Origin of the sequence: Rhodococcus sp. 15-649-2-2 (assembly GCF_002258645.1) — a bacterium.
GTDB lineage: Bacteria > Actinomycetota > Actinomycetes > Mycobacteriales > Mycobacteriaceae > Rhodococcoides.
This window is the reverse complement of sequence record NZ_NPFM01000026.1, coordinates 56,956-76,277: the sequence shown is the minus strand read 5'-3', so window position 1 is coordinate 76,277 and position 19,322 is coordinate 56,956. Positions and strand designations below refer to the sequence as shown.

Here is a 19,322-nt window from a genome sequence, read left to right as displayed (position 1 = left end):
GGCTGGTCAGTTGCTGGAGAGGGTCGCGCCGGCGATGGCGTCGTTGTAGCGCGTGTCGACGAAGTCTGCGAACGTGTTGCCGCCGGGGATACTTCCGCTCTCGACGAACGCATCGAAGAGCGCCTGCTCGGACTCGATCACTGTGTTGTCCAAAGCAATTGCGGGTCGCTGGCTTCGTCCCTGCGCCAATTCACCCGCGGCCGGGTCGATGCCGACGGCCGTGGAGTACGCCGTCGCCCACTCGGCCGGATTGGCTTCCGCCCATGCGGACGCCTTGGCCAGACGAACCACGAAGTCCTGGAGGGCAGTGTTTTTCGCGGGATCGTCCAGCGCCTGCTGCGAGGCAATACCGAAGCCGTAACCGTTGGCAACGCCCTCGGCGGTGGTCAGCGTCTTCGACCCGTTCTGGACCTGCGCGATCGCGGTGAACGGATCCCAGATTGCCCAGGCATCGACCTCGCCCGAGGTGAATGCCGTCAGCGCATCGGCGGGCTGGAGGAAGATCAGCTGAACGTCGTCGGTGGTCAAACCGGCCTTCTGCAACTGCAGCAGCACGTGACCGTGCGCCGAACTGCCCTTGCCCACTGCGATCTTCTTTCCGCGCAGGTCTGCGAACGACGCGAGAGTCGAATCGGCCGGCACGAGAATCTGGTCCCCACTCGCGTCGTTGGTATAGGCGGAGACGACCTTAATGCGGGCATTGGCTGCGACACCGAACACCGGCGGCGTGTTACCCGTGACCGCGAAGTCGATCTGGCCGGCCGTTGCGGCCTCCACCTGCGGCGGGCCGGAAGTGAAGGTGGAGAACGCGACATCGTAGGGAGCCGAGTCGAGCTCACCCGACGCACGAAGCAGAGCTTCGGTGCCGCCCTTCTGGTCGCCGACGTCCAGTGTCACGGTGGCGAGCTGGTCGTCGGAGACGAGTGCAGGGGCTTCGGAGGTCGAAGTGTCGCTGCCACGGGAGACGCAACCGGTGAGGCCGACGACGGTCAGCGACAGGGCAGCGAGAACGCCGAGAGCGCGCAGAGATCGGGGGCGAGCGAGTGACGACATGCGTGAAAGATCCTTCTTATCAGTCGAATTGATGGTTCAGTGAACGCCGAGGGCACCGAGAAGGTGGTTTCGGACACGAGAGAAGCCGGGTGTTCCCCGGTCGCGGGGACGAGGCAGGTCGACCGTGACGGAGTCGGCAACGGCACCGCCGTCGAGCACCAACACCCTGTCCCCCAACGCAATCGCTTCGTCGACATCGTGGGTGACCAGCAGGATGCCGAAGCCGTGCCGCCCCCACAGATCGAGCAGGAGTGACTGCATGGTGAGCCGCGTGAGTGCGTCGAGCGCGCCGAACGGTTCGTCGAGGAGTAGCAGTTCGGGCTCCCCCACCAACGCCCGCGCCAGTGCTGCGCGCTGGGCTTGACCGCCCGACAGTGTGAGTGGCCATGCGTCCCGCTTCTCGGCGAGACCTACCTCGTCGAGGGTGGCATCCGCGGCGATCAGTGCCTCGTTGCCCGTCACGCCCGCGGTGTTCAGACCGTAGGACACATTCTGGCGGACCGACCGCCACGGAAACAGCCGTGGCTCCTGGAACGCCACCGCGGGATGTCCAGCGACATGCCGCTCCCCCGTGTGGTCCGTGGACAGTCCTGCCAAGACACGCAGAATGGTCGACTTGCCGGAGCCGGATCGTCCGACCAGCGAGACGATTTCGCCACGTTCGATGGACAGGTCGACGCTTTGCAGCACATGGCTGGAGCCGTAGAACTTGTCGATTCCGCGCAGAGAGGCGACGGACGTCGTCGTCGAAGTCATGAATCAAGCATCCAATCGGTAACGGAGGGCGCGCTTTTCGAGGACTCGCACCATTCCGTCGGTGGCGATACCCATCAGCGCGTAGATGACGAGCCCGAAGATGATGGTGTCCAGCCGCAGGAAGTCCCGGGCATTGTTGATGATGTAGCCAAGCCCGGATTCGGCGTTGATCTGCTCGGCAACGATCAACGACAACCACGCGATGGCCAACGACTGCCGAAGTCCCACCAGCAGTTGGGGGGCGATGCTGGGCAGGATGATCGTGGTGAACCGCTGACGCCACGAGAAACCGAGTACGACGGCCGTGTCGAGGAAATCGCGATCGATCTGGCGGATCGCCGAGAACGTGTTGAGGTACAGCGGAAACGCGACGCCTAACGCAACCAACAGGATCTTCGGAGTCTCGCCGATCCCGAACCACAGGATGAACAGCGGGATGAGGCCGAGGTGCGGAATGGCGCGCAGCATCTGCAGCGGTGGGTCGACGGTTGCCTCGGCGAGCTTGGACAGCCCGACGAGTGCTCCGAGCGCCACCCCGATCACCCCGCCCAGCACGAGCCCCTGAACAACGCGTGTTCCCGAAATGGCCAGGGCATCGGCCAATTCACCGTTGCGCAGCAATTCCAGGCCCGCGTCGAAGATCAGGGACGGTGCGGGCAGCACTCGCTCGGAGAGAACTCCGGCAGCACTGGCGATCTGCCACAGGACGAGGAGGAAGACTGGCGACAGGGCGCGCAGGACGGTCCATCGGTACCGCTGCCACACCGACTGATTCGGTGAAACGGGTGCCGGGCCGACCCCCTTCACGTCGCTGACACGCGTGTCCACGGGTCCCGCGGGAGCGGCGTACGACGTCACGACCATATTCACGTGCCTTCCACTTGATGACGAGCAGGTTCGACTCACCACCATCGGTCACGATGCCGGTCCGAGACCAGGGTTCGAATCAGCGTGAATGCAAGTCGGGCAGAATCGGACACATGACTGTCGAGCCCATCCACACCGAGCGCCTGACCCTTCGTCTGTACGAACCCGACGACGCAGACAGGATTCTCGCGTACTACAGCGACCCCGAAGTCTGCCGCTACCTGCTCCACGAAGCGTGGACACACGCCGATGCGGTTACGGCAGTGGGCAAACGGATGAAGCGAACCGGATTGCACACCCAGGCACTCGCGATGGTCGTCGAACACGAGGGAACTGTGGTGGGCAACGTCGAGGCGTGGTTGATCGACGGGTCACCGGCTCTCGTCGAACTCGGGTGGACGTTCTCCCCCACTGTGGCCGGCCGCGGATACGCCACCGAGGCGGTACGGGCTTTGATCGAGCACGCATTCTCGCTACCCCAGATCCACCGTGTCAGCGCACAGCTGGATGGACGCAACGACGCGTCGGCCCGGTTGGCGGCGCGGGTGGGGATGCGTCAGGAAGCGCACTTCCGCCAGAACTGGTGGTGCAAGGGTGAATGGACCGACACCCTCGTCTACGCGATGTTGCGCGGGGATCGCTGACCACCACAGACCGGCCGAGTTGTGCGGAGGCACCGTGAGCAGAACCCGTGAGTGACGTCTCGACGCCCGGCCGTCGTTCGTCGTTTCGCCGGTTTCTGACGGCCGCAGTGATCAGCTCGGCCGGCTCGTCGGTGACAGCGGTTGCGATGCCCATCTTGGTAGTGCAGCTTCTGGACGCGACACCCTTCGAGGTCGGGGTGGTGAACGCTGCACAGTTCATCCCATATGCGGTACTCGGGTTGGTCGCCGGGGTGTACGTCGATCGGTGGCGTCGCAAGCCGATTCTGGTGTGGGCCAGCGTCGGCCGCGCCTTGACGCTCGGCGCTGTGCCGCTTTTGTGGCTCGCAGGCCTACTTCACATCTGGGTACTGATCGTCGTGTTGCTCTTGTTCGGATCCTTCTCGGTGTTCGGATTCGCGGCGATGCAGTCGTTGCTGCCTCGGTTGGTACCACGCGGTCAACTGGTGCAGGCGAATGCTCGACTCGACCAAGCCGACGCGGCAGCAACGACATTGGGGCCGACGATCGGAGGCGGACTCGTAGGAGTGCTCGGCGCTCCCCTGGTGATTGCCGTCGACGCCATCAGCTATCTCGTCGATGCGGCACTCAATTCGAGTCTCGATGTGGACGAGGCTCGACCTACTGCTCACGACCGCAACCTCATCGGCGAAGTACGTGACGGTCTGAAGTTCACGTACCGCCACCGCACGCTCAACCCGCTCGCTGTCTCGACACACGTGTGGTTCCTCGCCAACGGAGCCGCATTGACCGTGCTGTCGCTCTTCGCGCTCCGCTCGCTCGGGTTCAGCGCCTACGCCTACGGGTTGCTGCTGACGACGTTCGGTGCTGCCAGCTTGTTCGGAGCGTCCATTGCCCACACGCTCGGCAAGCGAATCGGCTCGGGTCGAGCAGTCATCCTCGCCCGCACGCTGTATCCCCTCGCCTGGATTCTCGTGGCCCTCGCAACCGACACAACGGTCGGCCATTTTTTGCTTTTCGCAGCCCTGGGCCTGCAAGGCCTAGCGGCGGGCGCGGAGAACGCGAACGAGATGGGGTACTGGCAAGCGCTCACTCCGGATGAGCTACTCGGGCGTGTGAATGCAGCCAGGCGCTCCGTCAACCGCACCATGGCCGCCCTCGGTGCCGTGATCGCGGGCCTGTTGGTCAGCGTGATCGGTGAACGACCGACCCTGATCGGCGTCATCGTCGTATTCACCATCGCCGCAGCCATTGTGGCATTCTCGCCACTGCGACACCCTGAAGCCGAGTTCTGACCAAGCATCCCAGTGCTGTGTCCGCGAAGTAGCGCGTTCACTTCGCGACCATCTTTCGTTCGGTTCCTCGACATCGGCCGGTGACCGGAGTGCGACAGTCTCCGGGGAACTTCACTCGAACTCATAGGAGTTTCACGGATGACCTCGCGTCGTAGAGCAGCCCTGCTGGGCACACTCGCACTCATTTCTTTCGCATCCGCGTCGATGGGCACCGTTGCCACTGCCGCCCCGGCCCGGACGGCGTCGCCGCTGTGTCAGGTCGCAGCCCTCATCCCGACCGGATCGTCTTCGGGCCTCGGTTACCAATGTGCCGAAGCCGGTGAGCTTCTCGATCTGCCGATCGGCGAAGTGCGTGCGACGCAACCCTCGCTCGGGTACGACGAGGTGTATTACAAGCTCGGTCGATACACACTCGGCAAGGACGAGATCAACAAGAAGTTCGACGACTGGTGCGAGGCCAACGGCAAGGAAGAGGCCGCCTCCGCGTTACCCGATGCACGACTGGACAATCCGTCGTCGTTCACCTGCACCGTCCCCGTCGGCCAGGAAACGCCCGACACCATCGCGCCGATGAAGACTGTCGTCATCGGGCCGGGCGGTGTGCCTTACCTGACCGACGGACACCACACACTGACCTCGTTCTACGAAACAGCCGACGGCGGACCGAATCTGCACCTCCGCCTGCGGGTGGTCGCGAACCTCAGTGACCTGAGCACCGCCGATTTCTGGGCGCGAATGAAAGCCGAGAAGTGGGTGTGGAACTACGACGTCGACGGTAACGAGGTTCCAGTGGAACAACTGCCGTCGGGAGTCGGCCTCGCCAAGTTCCAGAACGACAAGTACCGCAGCCTGATGTACTTCGCCCGCGACATCGGCTTCACACCCGGAACCATCCCATTCCAGGAATTCTATTGGGGTGCATGGGTTCGCGACTCGGCGGAAGTCGACATCAGCGGCTGGGACAGCAACAACCTGGCGAGCTACCTGAGCACCGTCGAGTCGGTCTCGCGCGCGCAGGTCGCGGCCCCGAAAGACAGTGTGATCGACAGTGGCCGGACCGCAGCGGAACTCGGCGCTCTGGACGCCTGGAACGACGGGAAGGCAGCCGGCAAGGGCGAGTTCGGGAAGCTCTCGGCACCGTACTCGGACGACAAGCCCGGCAAACTGGCCTACGCCTTGCAGTACAAGTTAAGACTGCCCCGCTAGTTCCACGTCGCGTCAGTTCCACGTCGCGGTAGATCCAAGTCATGTCGCCGGGCCCGCGTCGTCACAGACCGGCCCGGCGGCGAGACCGCAACCGCAAGGCCACGAAGACGACGACAGCAATCACGACAGTCATGACGACGATCTTCTGCAGGATTTCGGCATACGCGTCGACCACGTGCCAGTTCTCGCCGAGCTGATATCCCGCGGTGACGAAAATGGTGTTCCAGATCAGACTGCCGATCGTGGTGAGTACGAGGAACTTCACCATTCCCATCCGCTCGATTCCGGCGGGCAGGGAGATGAAGCTGCGAAACAGCGGGACCATGCGTCCCAGCAACACCGCCTTCGAGCCGTGCTTCGCGAACCACGCTTCCGTTCGGTCGAAGTCGCTGGCCTTGATCAGTGGGATCCGTGCCACCAGTGCTCGCGTGCGCTCGCGTCCGATGAGCGCACCGACCGCATAGACGATGACCGCGCCCAAGACCGAGCCGAGCGTGGTCCAGAAGAGCGCGGCACCGAAGGAGAACACTCCCTGACTGGCCGAGAACCCGGCAAGTGGGAGAACGAGTTCGCTCGGGATCGGCGGGAAAAGATTGTCGGCACCGACGACAACGGCGGCACCGGGGCCGCCGAGCGCATCCATGACGCCGACCGCCCATCCGGCCAGCCCGTCGAGTTGCTCGGTTTCAGCAGTTGCGGCAATCAGCAAGTTGGACATATTCATTCCCCTGTTCGTTGGTGACGTCTCCGGTCGAGACGGCCACTGAGAACGCTAGAAATCTTTCGACTGGGGGACATCGAGGAAAACCGTCGACCATTCATGGGGACTCCCCGTCGAAACCCTGCGGTTTACCGCAGTATCAGCGGCCACATACCCCGCTACGCTGCTCGAGTGCCCGGAAACGACGTCGTACATCCACCTGACCTGGCGGATCGCATTGCCGTCAGCTCACTTCTTCGGCAATGGTTCGGTGCGCTGGTCGGTGTTCTGCTCGGTAGCCTCACGGCGATCGCGGCCCTGCTGTTCTCGGTTGCGGCAGTACTCGCCCTCACTCTGGCGCGCATCCTCGGCCGCTGGGGAACGCCACTTCGGAGGGCAGTCGATGAGAGCACACTGGCGTTGTCCGAGTTGGAGATTCGTCGAATCACTCGCTTTCATGGCACGGTGCACACGGATGCGGCGACCCCTCGACGTTGCCGCTGGTATCTCGGGATGCGCTGGTCTATCGGACTACTCGGAATCGGCGTGGTCCTTCTTCTGATGCTCTGTCTCGTCGTGGCCGGCTCGATGATCTCGGCGTGGATCCTGAATGGCAGCTGGGGCCTGATCGAGAACTCCGACCGCGTCGACGGTGGACTCGTAGCGGTCGCGGCCGTACCTGGGATCCTCTTGATCTTCGTCGCGGCCGTCGGCGTGGCCGGGGTGGGATCGCTGGACCGCTGGTTCGTCATCCAGGTACTGGGCCGGCAGTCGGATCGGTTGCTGCATCAGCGGGTTGCCGAACTGACGAGCAGCCGCGATCACGTTGTCGATGCCATCGACGACGAACGCCGCCGCATCGAGCGCGATCTGCACGACGGTGTACAGCAGCAATTGATTGCTCTGGGGATGCTCATCGGCCGGGCCCGCCGGGCCGACGAACCCGACAAGGTGCACGAGCTGCTCGCTCAAGCCCAGGCAACATCGCAGGGGGCGATCAGCGAGCTACGCGAGGTCGCCAACCGGGTGTACCCGATCGCGCTCGACAAGGACGGCCTGCGCGCAGCTGTCGAGACGATGGCCGAGCGCGCCAGTGTTCCCGTCCGACTCACCTACGAACTGACGGAGAGACTACGGCCCGCTGTGGAGGCGGTCCTCTATTTCGTCATCTCGGAGGCTGTGACCAACGCAGCCAAACACGCCTTCCCGAAACTGTTGGAGGTCAACGTCACTCACCAGAAGTTCGACCGCGCTCTCGCGACCATCACCGATGACGGTCCCGGCGGGGCCGATCCGTCCGGTACCGGCTTGTCCGGGCTGGCCCGCCGCGTCGCGGCCGTGGACGGCACCCTGACCGTGCACAGCCCGGACGGCGGCCCGACCGTCGTGATGGCGAGCGTCCCATGCGGGTGATCGTTGCCGAGGACTCGACGCTGCTGCGTGAGGGACTGGTTCGTCTGCTCGCCGAGGAAGGCCACGACGTGATCGCGTCCGTAGGCGACGCCGACGCGCTCTTGGCTGCCGTGGAACGGGATCGTCCGGACATCGTCGTCACCGACGTCCGAATGCCTCCAGATCACAGCGACGAGGGACTGCAAGCGGCACTGACCATTCGCGATCGATGGCCCGAGGTGGCGGTTCTCGTGCTTTCCCAGTACGTCGAAAACCGTTACGCAGCAGAGCTGATCAGTGGATCCGGAGGCAAGGTCGGTTATCTGTTGAAAGACCGCGTCGCGCAGGTCGACGAGTTTCTGGACGCCCTGGAAAGAGTTGCGGACGGAGGGACCGCCTTCGACCCGGAAGTGGTGCGCCAGCTGCTGTCACGCACGACCCGATCGAATCCACTCGAACGACTTACTCCCCGAGAGCGCGATGTTCTCGAGCTGATGGCGCAAGGGCTCACCAACGCTCGAATAGCGGCTGATCTGTACATCTCGGTGAGCTCGGTCGAAAAACACATCAACGCTGTGTTCGACAAACTCGGATTGGCGAACTCCACCGGTATTAGCCGACGCGTCATGGCTGTGGTGGCCTACCTGCGCACATGATGTCGGTGGGGCAGGCGTTACCGAGCGAGTCCTGGTACGTGCTTCCGGTACCCTCTCGCGTCATGAACCTGAAACTGTGTGTGCTGCTGTGGGCGTCGGACGGACAGGAAGAAGCTCTCACCCGCTACGAGGACACGGTGCTGGACCTGATTCCGAAGTACGGCGGCGAAGTGGTAAGCAGGGTTCGCCGCGTCGACGCGGGCGACGGACCACTCGAGGTACAGGTCATCCACCTGCCGGACGATTCGGCCTTGAAAGCCTACTTGGAGGACCCCGAGCGGCTTGCACTCGCCGATGTCCATCGCCGGGCGGTGGCGAGAACCGAGATAATTCACGTGGAGACGCTCGTCTGATGGCTGCGCCGGGCCGGTGCGTCTACCAGCGATCGACGTGCAGAACCGTCTCGATCGGATCCCGCGGAGCGACCTTGAACGTCTCACCCGTGTAGTACGCCGTTGGAATGAGCGCACCCTGGTGGAATCCCTCGGGGATGCCGAGTAGCTCGGAGATCTCGGCTTCCTTCGCGAGATGGATTGTCGTCCAGGCCGTTCCGAGGCCACGAGCGCGTGCGGCCAAGGCGTAGTTCCACACCGCAGGTAGCAGCGAACCCCACAGCCCCGCTTGATTACCGGCCGGAAGCGTCTTACCGGCCTGGATGCACGGAATCAGCAGCACCGGAACTTCACCCATGTGCTCGCCGAGCCATCCGGCACTGTCTCCGACGCGCTTCTGCACCGATGCGCGTTCCGGATCGTCGGCGAACAAGGCCGATGCGGAATGCTTCGACGCTTGATATGCGGCGAACAATTCGCCGTAGATCGAACCGATGCGGGCACGAAGATCAGGATCGGTGACGACGATCCACTGCCACCCCTGCTTGTTCGAGCCGGACGGTGCCTGCAGCGCGATCTCCAGACATTCCTTGATCAGCTCCATCGGCACCGGCCGCGTCAGGTCCAGGCGCTTGCGGACGGTGCGCGTCGTGGTCAGCAGTTCGTCGGGAGTCAGATCGACAATCGGAAAGGAAGTCACCTCTCGATCATGCACCATGCGGTCACCTCTGGGCCCGATCGACCAGTTCCTCGTTCGCAGCGTCCCACTGCGCGGCCATGGACCTGCCCCCGTGCCCGTCACCCTCGTCGACGACGAGTGTCGATCCGGGCCACTTCCGGTGCAGACGCCACGCAGTGAGGGCGGGTCCGGATACGTCGAGTCGGCCGTGGATCAGGACGCCCGGGACATCGCGTAGACCGCCGGCACGATCGAGCAGAGGCGGATCGCAGAACCCGTCGTGCGACCAGTAATGCGTGGCCAGCCGCACGAAGGCCAGGCGGAACCGGTCATCCTCCCACCTGGGATCGCGTCGGATACCGCCGGTGCCGATCGAAATGTGGACGTCTTCCCACAATGCCCATTCTCGGGATGCGCTGTCGCGCAGTGCAAGGTCGGATGAATTCAACAGACGGTCGTAGGCGTCGACGATTCGACCGTGCCCGCGGCGATAGCCGACGCCGGCCTGCTCGGCGAACGTGGCGAAACGATCCCACGCCTCGGGGAAGATCGCGCCGACGCCCTCGGTGATCCAGTCGACCTCTTCACGACCGGTCGTAGTGACGGCGCACAAGACAATGCCGAGGACACGCGTCGGATGCGCAAGGGCGTAGGCGACGGCGAGGGTGGATCCCCAGGACGCGCCGTTGACGATCCAGGCGTCGATGCCGAGGTGCTCACGCAGGGCTTCTATATCGGCGATCAGGTGCGCAGTGGTGTTGGTAGCCAACGACATCGAGGGATCCGACGCGTGCGGAGCGGACCGTCCGCACCCGCGCTGCTCGAATCCGACTGCGCGAACACGGGACAGGTCGAAGTGTCGACGAAACTGGCTCTCGTTCAGGGTCCCGCCTGGTCCGCCGTGCAGGTAGACCGCCGGGACGCCGCCGGAAGGACCCCATTGCTCCCAGTAGATTCGCTGCCCATCCCCTACATCCAACATTCCGTGCAGTGTCGGCTCGTCCTCCAGTGTCATACCGCCATCACATCACTGGATGACCGGCAGCATCGGACGAATTGCAGCCCATGCGGTGGCGTCGACCCAGGAGGGGTTGGATTGCTGCGGTGAGCGGAACACCTCGAGCATCGACAGCTCCTCGACCAACTGAATATCCGACGCGAGAATGGGCTCGTCGAACAGCGCGATGTTCGTCGAGATCTTCCACTGCGAGCCGGGGACCGGGGTGCCGGTCAATCGACCCGCACCCCAGATCCCGCGTCGCGGATGGCTACTGACCCAGAACAGAACGGGTTGCCCGGGTGCCATCAGGCGCGTTCGATAATTGTCGGCCACACACCAATGCTCGTGCGCACGTCCGGCTTCGACCATCGGTGCCAGATCGGTCTTGTGCGGATTGCACTTGATTACCCACGCACCGAGCGTCTGGTTCGTTATCGCACGTGACGTCACCGCCGCCAGGGTACCGATCGTCAGGCCACTGCGTCGTTGCCCTGAGCTGCCGAGACCACCAGATTGTTTGCGGTGAGCCCGTTTCCGTTCTTGGCGGCGTCGATCCACTGATCTGTCGTGGCCACCGCTGCGAAGTTCGACTGGTAGAGCACCATCAATGCCTTGTGCAGTTGTTCGCCCGAGACGGTGCCCGCCTCGTTGGAGAGGTTGATCGCGCCGGTGGCGTCGGACAGAATTTCGACGGTCAGATCCAGCGCTTCGGCGTCCGCGCTGGAGGCGAGGTCGCAGTTGTTGGTCATGTATCCGACGATGGTGACAGTGTCGACGTTGTTGTTCTGCAACCACTTCGCGACACCGGTGCCGGCGAACACGCTGCTGTACTTCTTCTCGACCCGCTCGAAGGATGGCTGCACGACGGCCTGAATGTCGGGGTGGAGCTCGTACGTCGGGGTGCCCTTCACGAAGGCCGGTGCACCCTCGGGCATCTCGTGCTGCACGATCGCAACGGGAAGATCCTGCGCCGCAGCCGCTTCGATCGCGCGGACGATGTTGGCCAACGACTCGTCTCGCGGCGGGTACTGAATCTTCAGAACTCCCTCGAAGTATTCCTGCTGGACATCGATGACGATGAGGGCTCTACGCGGTGCAGTCATGGGCGTTCTCCTTCAAGTGACGTTCTCGGTCGAGACTCATACTTCGGCACCGACCTTGCGTTCACGAGTGGCACGGATGCATACTTTCGATTGATTTGCGCCAACGTTCGAGATCGGAGCCGGCCATGCGAATAGCGCTCTACGTGTTCGACGGAATCACGATGTTTCACCTCGCCGCGCCGTTGATGGTGTTCGGCGAGGTGACCCGACTCGGCCTCGCCGCGGACTGGGAGACGCGAGTGTGGTCCGACGAACCAGGCGCAATCCGCACCGAAGAGGGGTTTCCGATCGGTGAGATCGCGGGTCCTGACACTGTCGACTGGGCCGATATCGTCATCGTGACGTCGTGGCCGGAGTCGTTGCCCCACATAGGCACTGACTTCTCGAAGGCACTCCGCGGAGCTCATACCCGAGGCGCAGAGATCGCGGGTCTGTGTCTCGGTTCGTTCGCCGTCGCAGATACTGGATTGCTGGCCGGCCGCCCCGCCGTCACGCACTGGACCAAGATGACCGAACTGCGGGAGCGAAACGCACACGCCGGCGTCGACGAGTCGGTTCTATACATCGACCACGGCGACGTGATGACCTCAGCGGGAACCGCGTCGTCGATCGATTCCTGCCTCCACATCGTGCGCAAGCACCTCGGTTCGGCTGCGGCGACGCGGGTGGCCCGCAGTTTGGTGGTCGCACCGCATCGCGACGGCGGTCAGGCGCAATACATCGAACGGCCGGTCATCGAGGCATCCGGAGATACTGCGATCGCCGACGTACAGAGCTGGGTACTCGAACGACTGGACGAGGCGTTGCCCATCGAGCGACTGGCCGAACACGCGCGCATGAGCAGGCGCAGCTTCATCCGTCAGTTTCAGCTCGAGACAGGGTCCACTCCCGCTCGCTGGGTGCTGGACAAACGTCTCGAGGAAGCGCGAAGCCTGCTCGAAACGACCGATCGCAGTATCGAGAACATCGCTGCCCTGTGCGGATTCGGCAGCGCTGTCACTCTGCGTCAGAACTTCCGCTCGGCATTCGCGGTGACACCGACGGCATATCGACGGCAATTCGCCGTCGGTTGTGCGCCCACAGGTGCGGTCGACAGGCAAGGATGAGCGACGTGATCCTGTGGATAGTTGCCGGAGTAGAGCTCGCCGCTATCATTGCGCTCGGCGTGGTCTTGATCGTCTCGCGCCGACAGTTGAAGCACACGCGCCGAGCACTCGACCGCGCTCTCGAATCGCAGCAACGCCGTAAGCGACGCGGCCTGGTTCCCTTCGCTATCAGAACCGCCTTCCACACCACGGACCTACTCATCAACAAGGGCTTCAGCGCAACAGTGCGGAACTCCGTCGAGGATCTCGCCGGCTGGGCGAAGGTGGAACGCCCTGATCTGGCACGCATGACCGCCGACGGCGACATCGTGGTGATGTTCTCCGACATCGAGGGGTCGACCGCACGCAACGAGGAACTGGGCGACCGCGGCTGGGTGAAGCTGCTCGAAAAGCACAACAAGTTGATCCGCAAACACGTCGACGACCACGGCGGTCACGTGGTGAAGAGCCAGGGCGACGGATACATGATCGCTTTTTCTGACCCAGCGCAGGCGGTGCGCTGCGGAGTGAAGGTGCAGGAAGCGCTCTTGGAGAACCCCGATCGGTGGGACCGCATCCGCGTCCGAATGGGCGTCCATGTGGGCAGCTCGGTGCGCCGAGGTGACGACCTGTTCGGTCTCAACGTCGCGATGGCGGCACGAGTGGCAAACCAAGCCGACGGTGGCGAAATCCTGGTCAGTGAACCGGTCCGCAATGCCATCGGCGCGGCGCACGACCTGAACCTCGGGACGCCCCGCGACGTCGAACTCAAAGGAATGAGCGGAAGTTTCCAGTTGTATCCGGTGGCGTTGCCCGTGTTGCCGGCTGCCGAGGTCACTTAAGGAATGAATGGCCCATTCACAACGTCTGAGCGCGTGAAAGTCGCATTGATCCCAAACCGGGGTGGGCGGTCAACCCGAGTGTTGTTACACCCCAATACGAATGAATGGCCCATTCACAACGTCTGAGCGCGTGAATGGACCATTCATTCCATGAAGGGGTGAGCCAGAAAGAACTACTGCTTTGCCGACTCCAGAGCCTCGTTGAAGGTCTTCGACGGACGCATCACAGCGGCCGTGGCTTCGGGGTCCGGGTAGTAGTAGCCGCCGATGTCGACTGCCTTGCCCTGGACCTCGTTGAGCTCGGCGACGATTTTCTCTTCGTTGTCTGCCAACGTCTTCGCCAGTGCGCCGAAGTGCTTGGCCAGTTCGGCGTCCTCGGTCTGCTCGGCGAGTTCCTGCGCCCAGTACAGCGCGAGGTAGAACTGGCTGCCACGGTTGTCGAGTTCACCGGTGGAACGCGACGGGCCCTTGCTGTTCTCGAGCAGCTTGCCGGTGGCGGAGTCGAGTGCCTTGGCGAGGATGGTCGCCTTGACGTCGCCGGTCTTGGTGCCGAGGTCTTCGAGGCTGACTGCCAGAGCCAGGAATTCACCCAGCGAATCCCAGCGCAGGTGGTTCTCCTCGATGAGCTGCTTGACGTGCTTGGGAGCCGATCCGCCTGCGCCCGTCTCGTACAGTCCGCCGCCTGCCATCAGAGGAACGATGGAGAGCATCTTGGCGCTGGTGCCGAGTTCGAGGATCGGGAACAGGTCGGTGAGGTAGTCACGCAGGATGTTGCCCGTCGCGGAGATGGTGTCGAGTCCGCGGACCAGACGCTCCATCGTGTACCGGATGGCACGAACCTGCGACATGATCTGGATGTCGAGGCCGTCGGTGTCGTGATCCTTCAGGTACTTGCGCACCTTGCCGATGAGCTCGTTCTCGTGCGGGCGGTACGGGTCGAGCCAGAAGACGACCGGCATGCCGGATTCACGCGCGCGCGTCACGGCGAGCTTGACCCAGTCCTGGATCGGGGCATCCTTGACGATGCACAGACGCCAGATGTCGCCCTCTTCGACGGTCTGCGTCAGCAGCACCTCGCCGGTGGCCTTGTCGGTGATGTTCGCGACGCCTGCCTTCGGTACCTCGAAGGTCTTGTCGTGCGAGCCGTACTCCTCTGCCTTCTGCGCCATCAAGCCGACGTTGGGAACGGTGCCCATCGTCGTCGGATCGAACTGGCCATTGGTCTTGCAGAAGTTCACCATCTCCTGGTAGATCCGGGAGAAGGTCGACTCGGGGTTCACGGCCTTGGTGTCCTTGGGACGCCCGTCCGCTCCCCACATCTTGCCGCCGGCGCGGATCATCGCGGGCATGGATGCGTCGACGATGACGTCGCTGGGCGAGTGGAAGTTCGAGATGCCGCGAGCGGAGTCGACCATCGCGAGCTCCGGACGGGTCTCGTGACACTTGTGCAGATCTTCGATGATCTCGTCACGCTTGGACGCCGGCAGCGTCTCGATCTTGGTGTACAGGTCCGACAAGCCGTTGTTGACGTTGACGCCGAGCTCTTCGAAGATCTCGTTGTGCTTGGCGAACGCGTCCTTGTAGAACACGCGAACGGCATGGCCGAAGACGATCGGGTGCGAAACCCGCATCATCGTCGCCTTGACGTGCAGCGATAGCATGACGCCGGTCTCGTAGGCATCCTGCATCTCGGCCTCGTAGAAATCGAGAAGCGCTTTCTTGCTCATGAACATCGAGTCGATGACGTCACCGTCGGTGAGCGAGACCTTCTCCTTGAGCACGATCGGCTCGCCATCGGCGGGCAGCAGCTCCATCTTGACCTCGCGGTCGCCGTCGACCACGGTCGACTTCTCTCCGTGGTAGAAATCGCCCTCGCGCATGTGCGCGACGTGGGTGCGCGACGCCATCGACCACTCGGTCATGCTGTGCGGGTGCTTGCGCGCGAACTCCTTGACGGCCTTCGGCGCGCGGCGATCCGAGTTTCCTTCACGCAGAACAGGATTGACCGCGCTGCCGAGGCACTTGGTGTACCGGTCGCGGATCTCGCGCTCTTCGTCGGTCTTCGGGTTGCCGGGGAAGTCGGGGATCGCGTAGCCCTTGTCCTGCAGCTCCTTGACGGCAGCGAGCAACTGCGGCACCGAAGCGCTGATGTTCGGCAGCTTGATGATGTTGGTTTCGGGCAGCTGTGTCAGCTTGCCCAGCTCGGCGAGGTTGTCGGTCACTCGCTGGTCTTCGTTGAGGTAATCGGGGAACTCGGCGAGGATGCGGTTGGCAACGGAGATGTCACTCGACTCGACGTTGATCTCGGCCGCGCTGGCGAAAGAACGTATGACCGGCAGAAACGCGTGAGTCGCCAACATGGGCGCCTCGTCGGTCAGGGTGTAAATGATGGTCGGCTTCTTCGCTGTCATGTTTCGCCTTTGCCTCAGTTTCAACGTCGTCTTTTGGATGCGTCCAACCTCGACTTTAATCTTCGAATCTGCTGCTGTGCGGGGCAGTGGGGTATCACTCCATCCACGCGCCAAAGTTACCGACCAGTAGCAGTTCCGCAGGTCGGCAGACCCACCTCTCCAGGCCCGGATCGACTGGCATGGCGCACCGGTACAAAAAGATGGCCGATTCTTACAATCGAGACACCGCACTGCGGGGGCAACATGGAGCGCACACCCCCACGACCGCCCCCGCAAGCCGAGCGCACGCAAATCCACGAGAAAGAATTCCTCCGACAACAGGCTCGGCAAAACAGGCCCTTGCACCGATCGAAACCGACTTTCCGTAACCCGATTATCCGGGATGCACATTCCCGATAGAACGCCGCACATCTGCCGAAAAACACGAGCAGGGTGCGGCTTTCGCATGCCCTTTTCACGAAAGTCAGTCCCAACGCTGGCCTACCAATCATGTTGCATCACAACATATTCGGTGATCCCTTCCCCCTCACTGCCCACTGGAAGTACCGGTGAGGTGATGGAAACGCAACCGATTCCGCGTTTAATGGATGCGACACAAGCGCTGTTTACATTTCTCTCCATGACACGCAATCGAATGATCTTCAACGCATTCCAGATGAATACCGTCTCGCACACCTATCACGGTCTGTGGCGCAATCCGAAAACCACCCAGGTGCACTTCGACACCCTCGATACGTGGGTCGACCTCGCCAAGACGCTCGAACGCGGCAAGTACGACGCCCTGTTCCTGGCGGACGTCGTCGGGATCGATCCCGCGTACGAGGGCAAGTGGAACGCGTACATCGAGGAGGGACTACACATGCCCTGCCACGACCCGGCTGCTCTCTGCGCTGCTCTCATCGGGGCGACCGACAACCTCGGACTGACGTTCACCAGCTCGATCCTCACCGAGCACCCCTTCAGCTTCGCTCGCAAGATGTCGACGATGGACCACCTGAGCAAGGGGCGAATCGGGTGGAACATCGTCACCAGCGCCACCCACTCGGCCGCGCAGAACTTCGGCTTCGACAAGATCGTCGAGCACGACGAGCGATACCGCTGGGCCGACGAGTACATGAAGGTCGTCTACAAGCTGTGGGAAGGATCGTGGGACGACGGCGCGGTGCTCGCAGATCGCGAAGCCGGGGTCTACGCCGATGCCGACAAGATTCACCGGATCTACCACCAGGGAGAGCGTTACAAGGTCCTCGGCCCACACATGGCGTCCCCGTCCCCGCAGCGCACACCGGTCATGTATCAAGCCGGATCGTCGAAAGTGGGACGCGAGTTCGCATCTCGTCACGCCGAGGCCACGTTCGTCGTGTATCCGACAATCGAGGGAGCTCGCAAGGGCATTGCCGAGCAGCGCAAGGAAACAGTGACTGCCGGCCGAAACGCAGGCGACCTCAAGTTCATCCAGGGCTTCTCCTTCGTCGTCGGGTCCACCGAGGAAGAGGCGTGGCGCAAGTCCGCCGAGATCGACGAGGACATCAGCTATCGAGGCCTGGCCGCACACATCGGCCGCGACATGGGCATCGACGTGTCCGGCCTGGACCCGGACATGCCGATCGAGCAGACCTCGATGTCCGGAGTGCAGGGGTACGCCCGCATGTTCGAGGACTCCAACAACGGACAGAAGGCCAAGGTCTCCGATCTCGTCGGGGCCCTCTCCTACGCCAGCCGCATGGTGGGCACCCCCGAGCAGATCGCGGATCAGCTCGAGCAGTGGCAGGACGCGGGCGTGGACGGCATCAACCAGATCATCCAGTACTTCCCACAGTCGGCGGAGGACTTCGTCGACTACGTCATCCCGGTGCTGCAGGAACGTGGACTCGCGCAGAAGGAATACGGATCCGGCACGTTGCGCGAACGCATGTTCCCGGAGATCGGCCCTCAGCTCCCCGATCGGCACGCCGCGGCCAAGTACCGAGGTGCCTTCGTGCGCGACGCCGAGGTCAGTGGCACGGGCGGAACACACGTCGACTGGGTCACCGCGGGCGTCTGACACGTCGCCGCAGCTCTCACACATCGCTCTCCTCCGGACGGGGGATGGCCGCACTCGGCGGCCATCCCCCGCTCGACCACCCCCAAGCACTCAGAACGGCGGTCACACATGACCCGGATGGCAACACCACCCTCACTCTCGCTAGTCGACGTCTCCGACGACGCGAGCCTGCTTCGAAAAACCTTCGCACTGTTTCCGTCGGGCATCGTCATGTTGTCGGCCGTCATCGACGGCGTGCCGGTCGGTCTCGTGGCGTCCTCCTTTCAGGTCGGGATCTCCGCCGACCCGCCCCTCGTGCTGTTCGCCGTGCAGCACACCTCGACCACCTGGCCGAGGCTGCGCAGAGCGCCGAGCCTCGGGGTGTCCGTGCTCAGTGGACTCCATCGGTCCTCGGTCGGTCAGCTGTCCTCGAAGTCCGGAAATCGATTCGACGGGATCGACTCGTTCACCTCCGAGACCCAAGCGCATTTCATCGGCGGTGCCGCAGCACACCTCGAGTGCAGCATCCACAGCGAGATTCGAGCCGGCGACCACGACGTCGTGCTGATGGAGGTGCACCGCATGGGCAGCGACCCGAGCACCGAACCCCTCGTATGGCACGGATCCACCCTGCGGTCCCTGACCCCACCCGAACCCACCCACTGACCTCGACGCGAACGGACCCCTCATGCTCACCACGAATATGGCTGTCGCACTGTCTCTCACACCGACCGACCAGTCGAATCCACGGTGGCTGACCGACCCACCGGTCACCGAGACCGTTCACATCCAGGCAGATGACCTCGCCACGGCCCAGCTCGCCCGAGCCCGCCTGCGTGCAGCGCACAACGACCGTGAGCACCGGACAGATGCGCCGTCGGTCGTTCTCGACGTCGCGGTTCACATAGCGCACGACGCGAGAACAGCGCGCACGGAACTGGCCGACGCACGAGTCCACGCCCCCAGGACCGTCTGTTACATCGGCACACCGTCGGGTCTGGCCGGACTCATCGCCGACATCGAGGCAGCACACGTGGCAGACGGGGTGACGATCGTTCCCCTGCTCGACACTCATCGCGCCGAACTCGAATGCTCCCTCCTCAACGAGGTCCTGCCGATGCTGCACACCAGGGCAGCCCACTGCGAATCGACGTACCGCAGAACGGCCTGACGCGCGACGACCGCCACGGTCGAGGTTGTTACGCCGGGGAAATACAGCTGTCGATCAGGCGATCTATCGTCGGTTCCAGTGGACATGCCGACACCACGGGAGGAGGACCATCGTGCCGTACTGGTCCA

The 19,322-nt window shown here is 63.2% G+C and carries 20 protein-coding genes; 11 read left to right on the top strand and 9 right to left on the bottom strand.

Annotated features, from left to right (window positions below; translation table 11 throughout):
- Positions 1-6 precede the first annotated feature (6 nt).
- Genes CH305_RS16950 through CH305_RS16940 form a run of 3 tightly spaced genes read right to left on the bottom strand, consistent with a single transcriptional unit; the run spans position 7 to position 2,673 of the window.
- A complete protein-coding gene (locus tag CH305_RS16950) occupies positions 7-1,053 on the bottom strand; it encodes an ABC transporter substrate-binding protein (protein WP_094704329.1) in 1,047 nt (348 codons plus the stop codon).
- Positions 1,054-1,089: 36 nt separating this feature from the next.
- Positions 1,090-1,809 carry an ABC transporter ATP-binding protein gene (locus CH305_RS16945; protein WP_094704328.1) on the bottom strand — a complete coding sequence of 240 codons (720 nt, stop codon included), beginning with the start codon at positions 1,807-1,809 and terminating at the stop codon, positions 1,090-1,092.
- A 3-nt stretch (positions 1,810-1,812) separates the two neighbouring features.
- Entirely contained in the window at positions 1,813-2,673 is an 861-nt protein-coding gene (locus CH305_RS16940; RefSeq protein WP_094704327.1) for an ABC transporter permease, read from the bottom strand.
- Between the two features lie 116 nt (positions 2,674-2,789).
- Between CH305_RS16940 and CH305_RS16935 the strand changes: the two genes are divergently transcribed.
- The 3 genes from CH305_RS16935 (at position 2,790) to CH305_RS16925 (ending at position 5,800) form a co-directional block, all read left to right on the top strand.
- A complete protein-coding gene (locus CH305_RS16935; RefSeq protein ID WP_094704414.1) occupies positions 2,790-3,320 on the top strand; it encodes a GNAT family N-acetyltransferase in 531 nt (176 codons plus the stop codon).
- A 47-nt stretch (positions 3,321-3,367) separates the two neighbouring features.
- Positions 3,368-4,594, top strand: coding sequence for an MFS transporter (locus tag CH305_RS16930; protein ID WP_094704326.1), 1,227 nt, complete (start codon positions 3,368-3,370; stop codon positions 4,592-4,594).
- Between the two features lie 138 nt (positions 4,595-4,732).
- A complete protein-coding gene (locus CH305_RS16925; RefSeq protein WP_094704325.1) occupies positions 4,733-5,800 on the top strand; it encodes a ParB/Srx family N-terminal domain-containing protein in 1,068 nt (355 codons plus the stop codon).
- Between the two features lie 61 nt (positions 5,801-5,861).
- Here the strand turns inward: CH305_RS16925 and CH305_RS16920 are convergent, their stop codons facing one another.
- Positions 5,862-6,518 (bottom strand): DedA family protein, encoded by a 657-nt coding sequence (locus tag CH305_RS16920; protein WP_094704324.1) that lies wholly within the window; start codon positions 6,516-6,518, stop codon positions 5,862-5,864.
- A 174-nt stretch (positions 6,519-6,692) separates the two neighbouring features.
- Here CH305_RS16920 and CH305_RS16915 point away from each other — a divergent pair, with 174 nt between their 5' ends.
- The 3 genes from CH305_RS16915 to CH305_RS16905 all read left to right on the top strand — a co-directional run bounded on the left by CH305_RS16915 (position 6,693) and on the right by CH305_RS16905 (position 8,901).
- The gene (locus CH305_RS16915) at positions 6,693-7,913 is read left to right on the top strand and encodes a sensor histidine kinase (RefSeq protein WP_094704413.1); all 1,221 of its coding nucleotides are present in this window, start codon (positions 6,693-6,695) and stop codon (positions 7,911-7,913) included.
- A complete protein-coding gene (locus CH305_RS16910; protein ID WP_094704323.1) occupies positions 7,904-8,548 on the top strand; it encodes a response regulator transcription factor in 645 nt (214 codons plus the stop codon). Before CH305_RS16915 ends, CH305_RS16910 begins: the two co-directional genes overlap by 10 nt.
- A gap of 62 nt (positions 8,549-8,610) precedes the next feature.
- On the top strand, positions 8,611-8,901 hold the full coding sequence (locus tag CH305_RS16905) for a DUF1330 domain-containing protein (RefSeq protein ID WP_094704412.1): 291 nt from the start codon (positions 8,611-8,613) through the stop codon (positions 8,899-8,901).
- A gap of 22 nt (positions 8,902-8,923) precedes the next feature.
- Here the strand turns inward: CH305_RS16905 and CH305_RS16900 are convergent, their stop codons facing one another.
- The 4 genes from CH305_RS16900 to CH305_RS16885 are packed head-to-tail and all read right to left on the bottom strand — an operon-like array spanning position 8,924 to position 11,662.
- Positions 8,924-9,580 carry a nitroreductase family protein gene (locus CH305_RS16900; RefSeq protein ID WP_094704411.1) on the bottom strand — a complete coding sequence of 219 codons (657 nt, stop codon included), beginning with the start codon at positions 9,578-9,580 and terminating at the stop codon, positions 8,924-8,926.
- 22 nt (positions 9,581-9,602) lie between these two features.
- Positions 9,603-10,574, bottom strand: a complete 972-nt coding sequence (locus tag CH305_RS16895; protein ID WP_094704322.1) for an alpha/beta fold hydrolase — start codon at positions 10,572-10,574, stop codon at positions 9,603-9,605.
- 12 nt (positions 10,575-10,586) lie between these two features.
- On the bottom strand, positions 10,587-11,009 hold the full coding sequence (locus CH305_RS16890) for a hypothetical protein (RefSeq protein ID WP_179278320.1): 423 nt from the start codon (positions 11,007-11,009) through the stop codon (positions 10,587-10,589).
- 20 nt (positions 11,010-11,029) lie between these two features.
- Positions 11,030-11,662 carry an isochorismatase family protein gene (locus CH305_RS16885; RefSeq protein ID WP_094704321.1) on the bottom strand — a complete coding sequence of 211 codons (633 nt, stop codon included), beginning with the start codon at positions 11,660-11,662 and terminating at the stop codon, positions 11,030-11,032.
- 125 nt (positions 11,663-11,787) lie between these two features.
- Between CH305_RS16885 and CH305_RS16880 the strand changes: the two genes are divergently transcribed.
- Positions 11,788-12,768 carry a GlxA family transcriptional regulator gene (locus tag CH305_RS16880; protein ID WP_094704320.1) on the top strand — a complete coding sequence of 327 codons (981 nt, stop codon included), beginning with the start codon at positions 11,788-11,790 and terminating at the stop codon, positions 12,766-12,768.
- A complete protein-coding gene (locus CH305_RS16875; protein WP_179278319.1) occupies positions 12,765-13,589 on the top strand; it encodes an adenylate/guanylate cyclase domain-containing protein in 825 nt (274 codons plus the stop codon). Before CH305_RS16880 ends, CH305_RS16875 begins: the two co-directional genes overlap by 4 nt.
- Positions 13,590-13,762: 173 nt before the next feature.
- On the opposite strand, the gene CH305_RS16870 is transcribed toward CH305_RS16875, so the two are convergent.
- Positions 13,763-16,000 (bottom strand): NADP-dependent isocitrate dehydrogenase, encoded by a 2,238-nt coding sequence (locus tag CH305_RS16870; protein WP_094704319.1) that lies wholly within the window; start codon positions 15,998-16,000, stop codon positions 13,763-13,765.
- A gap of 619 nt (positions 16,001-16,619) precedes the next feature.
- On the opposite strand from CH305_RS16870, the gene CH305_RS16865 reads away from it, so the two are divergent.
- From CH305_RS16865 to CH305_RS16855, 3 genes are all read left to right on the top strand, one after another.
- Entirely contained in the window at positions 16,620-18,044 is a 1,425-nt protein-coding gene (locus CH305_RS16865; RefSeq protein ID WP_094704408.1) for an NtaA/DmoA family FMN-dependent monooxygenase, read from the top strand.
- 117 nt (positions 18,045-18,161) lie between these two features.
- Positions 18,162-18,689: a flavin reductase family protein gene (locus CH305_RS16860; RefSeq protein ID WP_218828598.1), complete on the top strand. Its 528-nt coding sequence runs from the start codon at positions 18,162-18,164 to the stop codon at positions 18,687-18,689.
- A 22-nt stretch (positions 18,690-18,711) separates the two neighbouring features.
- Positions 18,712-19,194 carry a hypothetical protein gene (locus CH305_RS16855; protein ID WP_094704317.1) on the top strand — a complete coding sequence of 161 codons (483 nt, stop codon included), beginning with the start codon at positions 18,712-18,714 and terminating at the stop codon, positions 19,192-19,194.
- Positions 19,195-19,322: the final 128 nt, after the last annotated feature.